The sequence below is a fragment of the Burkholderia sp. Tr-20355 genome (assembly GCF_017104685.1).
GTDB classification, from domain to species: Bacteria; Pseudomonadota; Gammaproteobacteria; order Burkholderiales; family Burkholderiaceae; genus Burkholderia; species Burkholderia seminalis.
In genome coordinates, this window is record NZ_JAAGPK010000217.1 from 1 (window position 1) to 11,490 (window position 11,490).

At 70.4% G+C, this 11,490-nt stretch carries 11 protein-coding genes; 9 read left to right on the forward strand and 2 right to left on the reverse strand.

Annotated elements, in window-relative coordinates; translation table 11 throughout:
* Positions 1 to 382 precede the first annotated feature (382 nt).
* The 8 genes from rpoN (at position 383) to ligD (ending at position 9,270) form a co-directional block, all read left to right on the forward strand.
* The gene (rpoN, locus tag G3N62_RS31715; RefSeq protein WP_124669539.1) at positions 383 to 1,816 is read left to right on the forward strand and encodes an RNA polymerase factor sigma-54; all 1,434 of its coding nucleotides are present in this window, start codon (positions 383 to 385) and stop codon (positions 1,814 to 1,816) included.
* 74 nt (positions 1,817 to 1,890) lie between these two features.
* Positions 1,891 to 2,079, forward strand: coding sequence for a DUF3008 family protein (locus G3N62_RS31720; protein WP_049028728.1), 189 nt, complete (start codon positions 1,891 to 1,893; stop codon positions 2,077 to 2,079).
* A gap of 46 nt (positions 2,080 to 2,125) precedes the next feature.
* The gene (locus G3N62_RS31725) at positions 2,126 to 2,287 is read left to right on the forward strand and encodes a DUF1328 family protein (RefSeq protein ID WP_027792525.1); all 162 of its coding nucleotides are present in this window, start codon (positions 2,126 to 2,128) and stop codon (positions 2,285 to 2,287) included.
* Positions 2,284 to 2,670 carry a DUF3022 domain-containing protein gene (locus G3N62_RS31730; protein ID WP_124669538.1) on the forward strand — a complete coding sequence of 129 codons (387 nt, stop codon included), beginning with the start codon at positions 2,284 to 2,286 and terminating at the stop codon, positions 2,668 to 2,670. The genes G3N62_RS31725 and G3N62_RS31730 overlap by 4 nt, the downstream gene beginning before the upstream one ends.
* A gap of 122 nt (positions 2,671 to 2,792) precedes the next feature.
* Entirely contained in the window at positions 2,793 to 4,898 is a 2,106-nt protein-coding gene (gene katE / locus G3N62_RS31735; protein WP_124669537.1) for a catalase HPII, read from the forward strand.
* 15 nt (positions 4,899 to 4,913) lie between these two features.
* Positions 4,914 to 5,417 carry a YetF domain-containing protein gene (locus G3N62_RS31740; protein WP_049034872.1) on the forward strand — a complete coding sequence of 168 codons (504 nt, stop codon included), beginning with the start codon at positions 4,914 to 4,916 and terminating at the stop codon, positions 5,415 to 5,417.
* Between the two features lie 37 nt (positions 5,418 to 5,454).
* Positions 5,455 to 6,450, forward strand: a complete 996-nt coding sequence (locus G3N62_RS31745) for a Ku protein (RefSeq protein WP_124669536.1) — start codon at positions 5,455 to 5,457, stop codon at positions 6,448 to 6,450.
* A gap of 24 nt (positions 6,451 to 6,474) precedes the next feature.
* Positions 6,475 to 9,270, forward strand: coding sequence for a DNA ligase D (gene ligD / locus G3N62_RS31750; protein WP_124669535.1), 2,796 nt, complete (start codon positions 6,475 to 6,477; stop codon positions 9,268 to 9,270).
* Between the two features lie 5 nt (positions 9,271 to 9,275).
* On the opposite strand, the gene G3N62_RS31755 is transcribed toward ligD, so the two are convergent.
* Together G3N62_RS31755 and G3N62_RS31760 are read right to left on the reverse strand one after the other, a co-directional pair.
* On the reverse strand, positions 9,276 to 10,595 hold the full coding sequence (locus G3N62_RS31755; RefSeq protein WP_124669534.1) for a cation:proton antiporter: 1,320 nt from the start codon (positions 10,593 to 10,595) through the stop codon (positions 9,276 to 9,278).
* A gap of 42 nt (positions 10,596 to 10,637) precedes the next feature.
* A complete protein-coding gene (locus G3N62_RS31760; protein WP_124669533.1) occupies positions 10,638 to 10,988 on the reverse strand; it encodes a DUF3175 domain-containing protein in 351 nt (116 codons plus the stop codon).
* A gap of 157 nt (positions 10,989 to 11,145) precedes the next feature.
* On the opposite strand from G3N62_RS31760, the gene G3N62_RS31765 reads away from it, so the two are divergent.
* Positions 11,146 to 11,490: hypothetical protein (locus G3N62_RS31765; RefSeq protein ID WP_206141418.1), on the forward strand; the 345-nt coding region annotated here is incomplete at its 3' end.

An 11,490-nucleotide genomic window follows, 5' to 3' on the forward strand; every position in this document is an offset into this window, starting at 1 on the left:
TCACGACGATGCCCGATGCGAATACGCGCTACGACACGCGTCCGTCGCCGGGCAACATGATGCCGCAAGGCGCGGCCGGCGGTGAACCGGCCGACGTGCCGCCGCCGGGGCCGAACGGCGCGCAGGGCGACCAGCCGTTGCCGGGCACGCCGCCGCCGATGCAGTACTGAACCGGCGACGCATGACGTGAGGCAGGGGGCGGCATGAGCGAAATGCGTGCCCCAAACTTGCCGCCGGCTTGTAAAAAAGCGGCCCCGAGCGGCGGCGACCCGGGGTAGGAACCCGCGAGAGCCGCGGCGCCACGCGCTTTGCCGGATTGGCACGAAAGCTGCATGAATCCTGGACACGATTGAACACGAACCGAACCGTCAGGAGGCTTTCGATGCCCGTCTCGCTTGCGCTGCAGATGCGACAGCATCTCGCACTTACGCCGAGGCTTCAGCAGTCGCTGCGGCTGCTGCAGTTGTCCTCGCTCGAATTTCAACAGGAACTGCGGCAGGCGCTCGACATGAATCCGTTTCTCGAAGACGGACAGGGCGACGACGAACCTGCCGCCGATACGGCGGCGCAGCCGGCCGAAACGGCCGCGCCCGACCCGGCGCCCGAACCCGACGAAGGGCGCCCGCCGGACGGCGAGGTGCCCTTTACGGCCGCGCCCGCGCCGCGCGGCACCAATCGTCAGGGCGACGACGGGAGCGGCCTGTCGCCCGGCGAATGGATCGCCGCCGAACCGTCGCTGCATCAGCAACTCCACGATGCGCTGCGGCTCTATCCGTTGAACAGGCGCGACCGTGAAGCCGCGCGCATGGTGATCGACGCGCTCGACGACGACGGTTACCTGCGCCAGGAACTGAGCGAACTGCTGGCTGCGGCCGATCCCGCGCTGCTGCTGTCCGAACAGGATCTCGCGATTGCGCTGCGGCTCGTGCAGATGCTCGACCGCCCGGGGATTGCCGCGCGTTCGCTGTCCGAATGCCTCGTGCTGCAGCTCGATGCGATTCCGGCCGGCACGCCGGCCCTGGCGGAAGCAAAAGCGATCGCGCGCGAGCATCTCGAGCGGCTCGCCCGCCGCGAGACGGCCGAAATCCAGCGGCGCCTGGGCTGCAATCAGGAGACGCTGCACGCCGCATGCGCACTGGTGCGCGGGCTCGATCCGCGCCCCGGCAATCACTACGGCAGCACGCGCGGCGACTACGTGGTGCCCGACGTGATCGTGCGCCAGGTGCGCGACGAGTGGATCGTGACGATCAACCCGGCCGTGCTGCCGCGCGCGCGCCTGCACGAGCGCTACGCGACGCTGTTCGCGCAGTCGAGCGGCGAGCGCGATTCGCCGCTCGGCCAGCAGCTGCAGGAAGCGCGCTGGCTGATCCGCAACGTGCAGAAGCGCTTCGACACGATCCAGCGCGTCGGCGAATGCATCGTCGCGCGGCAGCGCGATTTCTTCCGCTACGGCGAGATCGCGATGAAGCCGCTCGTGCTGCGCGACATCGCCGAGGAACTCGATCTGCACGAATCGACCGTGTCGCGGGCGACGGGCAACAAGTACATGGCCACGCCGCACGGCACGTTCGAATTCAAGCATTTCTTCCCGCGCAAGCTCGAGGCGGCCGGCCGCGGCGTGTGTTCGGCATCGGCGGCGAAGGTGCTGATCCGCGACATGATCGCGGCCGAGCGGCGCACCGATCCGCTGTCCGACGTCGCGCTCGCGGCGTACCTCGCGGGGCGCGGCATTCTTCTTGCGCGTCGCACGGTGACGAAGTATCGCCAGGCGATGAAGATTCCGCCGGCCGACCTGCGGCGTCGCGATGCCGCGTGACGGCTTGCCTGACGAATCCACCGCGCGAGGCTGCCCGTCGTAGCGGCCCGCGCACTCACGACAGGAGCGCAACCATGCCAGCAAAATCCCAGGCCCAGCAGCGTGCCGCAGGCGCCGCGCTGTCCGCCAAGCGCGGCGAAACGAAAATGAAGGATCTCAAGCCGCCGTCGAAGTCGATGGCCAAATCGATGAGCGAGAAAGAGCTCGAGAAAATGGCTTCCACGCCCGTGCGCGGCAAACCGAAACACAAGCACGATGCGTGACCGACGACGCCGTTTGGTGACGACCGCTGTCCTTCAGGAGGGTTCCATGCTTCGATACGCCATCATCTTCTTCATCATCGCGATCGTCGCGGCCGTGTTCGGCTTCGGCGGCATCGCGGCCGGCGCGGCCGAGATCGCGAAGATCCTGTTCTACATCTTCGTCGTGATCTTCCTGGTCACGTTGCTGCTGGGTGTCGTGCGACGATGAACGATGCACCCGACCGGTCGCAGCGCGTGGCCGAACTCGAACACGCGCTCGCGATCGGTTTTCCGTCGCAGTCGACCGTCGTCGTGCAGGCGGACGACGCGTCCGGCCGGCTGACGATCCACGTGTCGTGGGTGCGCGTGCCGTCCGACGAGGACGCGCGCGAATGGCGCTGCGCGGTCGACCTGCGGTTCGATCCGGACGTGATCGCGTGCTATGCGTCGCTCGACGCGGCCGACCGGCTGCGCGTGCGCACCCAGCTGTGCGATCGCGCGCGGCGCGCGGTGGACGAGTACAAGCCGCGCGTCGAGGATGCCGCGATCGAATGCTGCGTGACGCTCGACGTGACGCGCACCGAATTCGACGCGGCGCTGCGCGCGCCCTGACCCTTCGCGGCCGGTCGCGGGTGCGGTTCCGCCCGTGCCGGCTTTCGCCGCTGTCCGCACGCGCGCGCCGTAGCGCGAGGGCGCGTGTCGCGGCGGCCTCACACATGCCACGAGGACTCTCGATGACCCATTCCCCCTCCGCCGGCAAGACACCGCCCGCACCGTCGCCCGACAGCGCGAAGTCGCGCCAGCTCGAAGGAAACCGTTCGCGGCCCGACCACGAGGCGTTGCGCACCAACCAGGGCGTGCGGATCGCCGACAACCAGAACACGCTGCGCGGCGGCGCGCGCGGCCCGTCGCTGCTCGAAGACTTCATCATGCGCGAGAAGATCACGCACTTCGATCACGAGCGCATTCCGGAGCGCGTGGTGCACGCGCGCGGCTCGGCCGCGCACGGCGTGTTCCGCGTCTACGAGCCGATGGCCGACTACACGAAGGCCGCGTTCCTGCAGGATCCGGCCGCCGAGACGCCGGTATACGTGCGCTTCTCGACGGTGCAGGGGCCGCGCGGGTCGGCCGACACCGTGCGCGACGTGCGCGGCTTCGCGGTGAAGTTCTATACGGAGGAAGGCAACTACGACCTCGTCGGCAACAACATGCCGGTGTTCTTCATCCAGGACGCGATCAAGTTTCCCGACTTCGTGCATGCGGTGAAGCCCGAGGCGCCGAACGAGATGCCGACCGGCGCATCCGCGCACGACACGTTCTGGGATTTCGTGTCGCTGGTGCCGGAAGCCACCCACATGGTGCTATGGCTGATGTCGGACCGCGCGCTGCCCGCGAGCTTTCGCGCGATGGACGGCTTCGGCGTGCACACGTTCCGCTTCGTGAACGCGGCCGGCGACGTGCGTTTCGTGAAGTTCCACTGGCGCCCCGTGAGCGGCGCGTATTCGCTGCTGTGGGACGAAGCGCAGCGGATTGCCGGCCACGACCCGGATTTCAACCGGCGCGACCTGTGGACGGCGATCGAGCGCGGCGACTATCCGGAGTTCGAGCTCGGCGTGCAGATGATCGATCCGGCCGATGCGGACCAGTTCGACTTCGATCTGCTCGACCCGACCAAGCTGGTGCCCGAAGAGCGCGTGCCGGTGCGGCCGATCGGCCGGATGACGCTGAACCGCAATCCCGACAACTTCTTCGCGGAAACCGAGCAGGTCGCGTTTCACCCGGGCCACGTGGTGCCGGGCATCGACTTCACGAACGATCCGCTGTTGCAGGGGCGCCTGTTCTCATACACCGATACGCAGCTGAGCCGGCTCGGCGGCCCGAATTTCCACGAGATTCCGATCAACCGTCCGGTGTGCCCGTTCGCGAACAACCAGCGCGACGCGATGCACCGGCAGACGATCAACGTCGGGCAGGCGTCGTACGAGCCGAATTCGACGAGCGGCGGCTGGCCGCGCGAGACGCCGCCCGCGCCGTCCGGCGGCGGCTTCGAGACCGTGCACGAGCCGCTCGAGGGCGAGAAGGTGCGCGTGCGCAGCGAATCGTTCGCCGATCATTTCTCGCAGGCCGCGCTGTTCTACCAGAGCATGACCGGGATCGAGCAGCGGCACATCCGCGACGCGTACTGCTTCGAGCTGGGCAAGGTGACGCAGCCGAAGATTCGCGAGCGGGTGGTCAACGACATCATCGCGCGCTTCGATGGCGGGCTCGCCGCGCAGGTCGCGGAACGGCTCGGGCTCCCCGCGCCGCACGCGGCCGCGACGCCGGCCGTCGCGCAGCGCTCGCCGGCACTGAGCCTGATCGGTCGCGCGAAGCCGGGCGTCCGCTCGCGCAAGATCGCGCTGATCGCGACGCCGGGTACGAGCCCGGCGCTCGTCGAGCAGGTGCGCGACACGCTGCAGGCCGCGCACGCGGTGCCGATGATCGTCGCGCCGACGCTCGCGCCGATCGGCGGCATCGTGCCGGAGGCGACGCTGGCCGGCATGCCGTCGGTAATGTTCGACGCGGTATTCGTCTGCGGCGGCGACGACGATGGCGGCGATCTCGCGCACAGCGCCGACGCACGGCACTTCGTGCGCGAGGCGTTCAAGCACCTGAAGCCGATCGCGGCCGTCGGGGCCGGGCGGCAACTGCTCAGCGCCGCGCACCTGCCGGACCCGGCCGAAGGCGTGTGCGTCGGGCAGGCCGTCGATCTCGACGCCGTCCTGAAGGCGCTGTCGGATCACCTCGGCCAGCATCGCGTCTGGGTGCGCGAGCAGCAGGCGGCCGAGTTGCCGGCCTAGCGCCGCCGCGCGATCATGGACGTCGTCGTCGCGCTGTTCGGACAGGGCCGGATGCTTGGCCCCGGCCAGATGGCGCTGCGCGCGATCGTCGTGTCCGCGATCGCGCTCGTGCTGATCCGCGTCGCCGGGCGGCGTGCGTTCGGCCAGCGTTCGCCGTTCGACTACGTGGTCGGGATCCTGCTCGGCGCGATCCTGAGCCGCGCGGTGGTCGGCGCGTCGCCGTTCGTGGCGACCGTCGCGGCGTCGTTCGCGATCGCGCTGCTGCATCGCGCGATCGGCTGGGCCTGCGTGCGCTCGCGCCGGCTCGAGCGGCTGCTGGTGGGCGTCGAGCGCGAGGTGTATCGCAACGGCCGCTTCGACGACGCGCAGATGCGTGCCGCGCTGCTCACGCCGACCGACATCCGCGAGAGCGTGCGGCAGGCGCTCGGCGCGAACGACCTGTCCGACGTCGACGCGGCGATCCTGGAGCGCAACGGCCACGTCAGCATCGTGCGGCGCAGCCGCCGCCGCAGGCCGTGACCTGCGCCGGACCCCACACGCGGCAAGGAGGACATCGATGGCACGGATGATCTGGAAAGGCGCGATCAGCTTCGGGCTCGTTCACGTGCCCGTGCAGCTGTTCCCGGCCACGCGCACCGTGAAGCCGTCGTTCCGGCTGCTCGACAAGCGCTCGATGGACCCGGTCGGCTACCGGCAGATCAACAAGCGCACCGGCAAGGAAGTCAGGCGCGAGGACATCGTGCGCGGCTACGAGTACGAGAAGGAGCGCTACGTCGTGCTGACCGACGACGAGATCCGCGCGGCGAACCCCGAATCGACGCAGACGGTCGACATCGTCACGTTCGTCGACGAGGACGCCGTGTCGTTCCTGTATCTCGACACGCCGTACTACCTCGTGCCGGACCGCAAGGGCGAGAAGGTCTATGCGCTGCTGCGCGACGCGCTGAAGGACAGCGGCAAGATCGGCATCGCGCACGTCGTGATGCGCGACCGCCAGCATCTCGGTGCGCTGATTCCGGTCGGGCCGCTGCTGGCGCTCGACACGCTGCGCTGGCAGGAGGAGCTGCGCCCGCTCGACGAACTGTCGGTGCCGGCCGACGACGCGAAACGTGCCGGTGTCAGCGCGCGCGAACTCGCGATGGCGAAGAAGCTGATCGAAGACATGTCCGGATCGTGGTCGCCCGACGCGTATCACGACACGTTCCGCGACGACATCCTCGAGCTGGTCGAGCGCAAGGTCCGCGCGGGCCGGATCGAGGAGATCGAGGACCGGCCCGCGCAGACGGGGCGTGCGGCGTCCAACGTCGTCGATCTGACCGAATTGCTCAAGCGCAGCCTGAAGGGTGGCGGGCGCGTGGGCGGTGGGGACGACGATGCGGATACTGAAGCATCGGCGCCTTCGCGTGCGGCCGGCGCGCGCCGCAAACCGGCGGCGAAAGCGCCCGCCAAAGGAGCGGCGAAGGCGCCCGCGAAACGTACGGCCGCGAAGCACGGCGCCACCGGTGCGCACTCGGCGAAGAAGGCCGCCGCGCGCCGCAAGCACGCCGCATGACGCCGCGTGACGGAGGATGACGCGATGGCAGGCAAGCTCGATCCGTATCGCCGCAAACGCCGCTTCGACGCGAGCCCGGAACCCGAGGGCGCGCACGGGCGGCGGCGCGTTTCCGCCGATGCGAATACGCGCACGGGGCGCAACGCGCGACCGTCCGCGCGCGCGGCCAGGCCGCTGCGCTTCGTGATTCAGGAACACCACGCACGGCGCCTGCATTACGACTTCCGTCTCGAGCTCGACGGCACGCTGAAGTCGTGGGCCGTGCCGAAGGGGCCGAGCGTCGACCCGTCGGTGAAACGGCTGGCCGTGCACGTCGAGGATCATCCGCTCGAATACGCGTCGTTCGAAGGCGAGATTCCGGCCGGCCATTACGGCGCGGGTTCGGTCGTCGTCTGGGACGAAGGCACGTGGACGCCCGACGGCGGCGTCGCACAGGCACGCGCCGGCTATCGTGCCGGCAAGCTGACGTTCCGGCTCGACGGCGCGAAGCTGCACGGCGGCTGGGCGCTCGTGCGCAGCGGGCGGCAGCAGGGCCGCCAGGCGCAATGGCTGTTGATCAAGGAACGCGACGACGACGCGCGCGACGCCGAGACGTTCGATGTCGTTGCCCAGCGGCCGGGCAGCGTGCATGACGGACACACGCGGGCCGCGCGCGATCCGGCACCGGCCGACGCGGCGCCTTCCGTGCGTGCATCGCGCCGCGCCCGGCGCAACGCGTCGGGCGTGCGCGGCGGGGCGCACGACGACGGGCTGGAAAGGCCGCCCACCGACCTGTCGCAGGTAGACGGCGCCGTGCGTGCGGCGTTGCCCGAGCGCGTCGCGCCGCAACTCGCGACGCTGGTCGATGCGCCGCCGGCGCACGGCGACTGGCGCTACGAGGTGAAATTCGACGGCTACCGGATCCTCGCGCGGATCGCGGGTCGCGGCGCACGGCGGCACGTCACGCTGATGACGCGCGAAGGCCGCGACTGGACCGCGAAGCTGCGCTTGCAGCGCGATGCGCTCGCGGCGCTCGACGTCGACAACGCGTGGCTCGACGGCGAGGCCGTCGTGCTCCGCGACACCGGCCTGCCGGATTTCCAGGCGCTGCAGAACGCGCTCGGCGCAGGGCGCTCGGACGCGGTGACGCTGTTCGTGTTCGACCTGCCGTTTCTGGATGGATACGACCTGCGCGACGCGCCGCTCGCCGCGCGTCGCAGGCTGCTCGAACCGCTGCTCGCCGGCAGCGACCCCGCGCGGCTGCGCTACTCGCCCGATCTCGGCGACGATATCGCGTCGCTGATCGCGAGCGCGTGCGACACGGGGCTCGAGGGGCTGATCGGCAAGCGCGCTGATTCGCGCTATCGCGGCGGCCGCTCGCCCGCGTGGATCAAGCTGAAATGCAGGCGGCGGCAGGAGTTCGTGATCGGCGGTTATACCGAGCCGTCGGGCAGCCGGCATGGCTTCGGCGCGCTGCTGCTCGGCGTCCACGAGCCCGCCGCGGGCGGCAGGCGGCCGCGCGGCACGCCGCCGCTGCGTTATGTCGGCCGTGTCGGTACCGGGTTCGATACGCGCCTGCTCGACCGGCTCGCGGCTACCTTGCGCAAGCACGAGCGCGACACGACGCCGTTCGACCCGCCGCCGCGCGAACGGTCGCGCACGCGGGTCCACTGGGTCGAGCCGACGCTCGTCGCCGAATGCGAATTCGCGGAATGGACCGGCGACGGGATCGTGCGGCAGGCGGCGTTCGTTGCGCTGCGCGAAGACAAGCCGGCGCGGCAGATCGTCCGCGAGGTGCCGCGCCACACCGACACGGAGACGACGATGGATGGACCCCGCACCACGCACGACCGGCACCCGCCCGCCGCGCCTGCCGAAACCGCGCACGGCCGCCCGCCGCGTACGCGCTCCGATGCGTCGGCCGGCCGCATGCAAGACGAATCCGGTGTCGCCCGGGTCGGCCGGGTTCGCATCACTCACCCCGATCGCGTACTCGATCCGCAAAGCGGCACGCGCAAGATCGACCTCGCGCATTACTGGCAGCGGGTCGCGCCGTGGCTGCTGCCCGACCTGAAAGGACGACCGGTATCGCTCGTGCGCGCGCCGGGCGACATCGCCGGCGAACTGTTCTTCCAGAAGCATGCGGAGCGACGCGAGATCCCGTTCGTCACGCAGCACGAAGGACTGGATCCCGGCCACGGGCCGCTGCTGTCGATCGACAGCGTCGACGCGCTGCTCGGCGCCGCGCAGATGGGCACGATCGAGCTGCATACCTGGAACGCGCATGCGTCGAACATCGAGCGGCCGGACCGCATCGTGTTCGACCTCGATCCCGATCCGGCATTGCCGTGGCGCGAGATGATCGACGCCGCGCAGCTCGTGCGCGGGCTGCTCGATGCGCTGGGACTCGTGTCCTTCTGCAAGACCAGCGGCGGCAAGGGGCTGCACGTGGTCGTGCCGCTCACGCGGCACGCGGGCTGGGACGACGTGAAGGCGTTCTCGCGCGCCGTCGCGCAGCACGTCGCCGGCACGTTGCCCGAGCGCTTCACCGCGACGATGGGGCCGCGCCACCGGCGCGGCAAGATCTTCGTCGACTACTTGCGCAACGGCCGCGGCGCGAGCACGATCGCCGCGTACTCGGTGCGCGCGCGGCCCGGCATGGGCGTGTCGGTGCCGCTCGACTGGGACGAGGTGCCCGCGACGACGGGCGGCGCGCAATGGACGATCGACACGCTGCACGAACGGCTCGATACGCTGAAGCGCGATCCGTGGGAAGGCTATGCGAAGACGCGCCAGCGCGTCACCGCGGCGATGCGTGCGCGGCTCGGCGTGCAAACGTGAACGCATCAGCGCCGGTGCTGCAGCCGGTAGTACCAGTTCATCAGCGGCGTCGCGGAGATCCCGTGCGCGACCACCGATGCGCAGACGACGGCCAGCACGGGCGCGGCGAGCGGGCGCACCGCATCGGACGGCCCGTGCTCGAGCGCGAACAGCAGGTAGTAGAACGAGCCGATTCCGCGAATGCCGAACCATGCCATCAGGCGCCGCTGCGCGTGCGTCGCGGGTGAACCGGCGAGCGTGAGCAGCACCGCGAGCGGCCGCACGGCGACGAACAGCACGGCGGCCAGCGCGGCGGCGCCCCAGGTGAACAGCGCGCCCGGCAACGTCGCGAGCACGCTGCCGACCATCGTCATCACGACGGCTTCCGCGATCCGTTCGAGTTCGATCGTGAAGCCGAGCACCGATTCGGCCATGAACGCGTGGGCCTTCTCCGGATGCTTTTCGGTCGCGACGACGTCCTCCGAATCGATCTGGCCGATGACTTCGCGCGGCTTGCGGTCGCCGCTCGCGCGATGCTCGACGCGCCGCATCGCGACGCCGGCCGCGAACGTCGCGATGAAGCCGAACGTGTGCGCGAGCTGCGCGGCGCCGAACGACAGCACGATCAGCGCGAGCGCGAAGAAGCCTTCGAGGCCGAGTGCCTGCGCATGGCGCGTGCGCAGCCAGCCGATCGTCCAGGTCGTCGCCCAGCCGAGGCCGCCGCCGATCGCGGCCGCACCCGCGATGCCCCACAGCGCGGCGAGCGCGAACGTGCCGGACAGCGGCGCGATGCCATGCGTCGCGTTGCTTGCGCCGCACAGCGCGAGCCCCGCGAGCGCGAACGGCAGCGCGATGCCGTCGTTCATTCCGCCTTCGCCCGACAGCGCGAAGCGGACGAGATCGCGATCGCCCGGATCGTGCACCTGCACGTCGTGCGCGAGCACGGGGTCGGTCGGCGCGAGGATCGCCGCGAGCAGCAACGCGGGGCCCCAGCCGAGCCCGAGCGCGAGCACCGCGCAGGCGGCGAGCAGCGGCACGGTGACGACCATCGCGAGCAGGCCGAGGCGGCACGGCACGAGCCACAGCCGGTCGGACAGCGGCACGCGCAGCCGCAGCCCGATCGCGAACAGCGACACGAGCAGCGCGATTTCGACGATTTCACGCAGCAGCCGGCCGTCGCGTTCCAGGTCCAGATGCAGCAGGCCGGCGCCGGCCGGGCCGAGCGCGACGCCGAGGATGAGATAGACCATCGCGGTGCTGCAGGGCAGGTGGCGCAACGCGGACGTCGCGAGGCCCATGCCCAGCAGCACGGCGCCGATGATCAGGTACCAGAGCGTCTCGTGCATGGGTGCGCTCGTGGCTGGCGGGCAACGCAGGCGCGCAAGCCGTCAGGGCTTGCGGCCGAACGCCTCGCGCAGTTTCCGCTTCGCGCGTTCGAGCGTCGTGCGGCGCGTTTTCGGGAGGTTGCGGCCCGCGCGGTTCACGTAGAAGTTCAGCATCGACATCGCCGACTGGAACGGCGATGCCTTGCGGCGGCGGCTGTGCTCGGCCGAACGCTTCAGCGAGGCGGCGATCGCGGCCGGATCGTCGGATTTGAAGATGTCGGGCTCGAGGTCGAGCGCATCGCTTTTTTGCGTGACTTCGCCCGACCAGCGCTTGCGGTGTTTCGGGTCGGCGCCGCGGCCGGCGCGGCGCGTGAGGCGCTTGCCGTGCGCATGGGAAGCGGAGGCGGAAGGCATGAAGGCGGCTCCATATGGGGTCGGGGGAGGGTCGTACGGTGAGAGGCGCCGCAAACCGCGTGCCGCGCGGCGCGCCGGTGCCGGCGACGGCATGGGCCTTGCTGAAAGGTACGGGCAGGCTTTTCCATGACCGCATCACCACCAGGGAGACAACACCATGGAGTCAGTATTGGAATCGATGTGCGTCGCGCGGCGCGTGCTCGCTTGCGCGGCTGTCGCGATCGTTGCGGCCGCGCCGGCCGCATGGGCCCAGAACACGCAGCGTCCGGACGAAGGAACGGGCGCACCGAATCCGTCGATGGACATGTCGACGCCGGACACCCATGGCAATACGGCCGCGCCGCCTCCGCCCGCCAGCCCGAAGCGGCACGGCGCGAAGCACGGCATGCCGTCGCACAGCGGGGCGGCAGGCCACGTGAAGCCGGGCGGCGGCCCCAACGGTGCGGGTGCGGGCGGCAGCGGTGCCGCGGGGGGCGGTGTCGGTGGCGGCACGGGCGCGGGC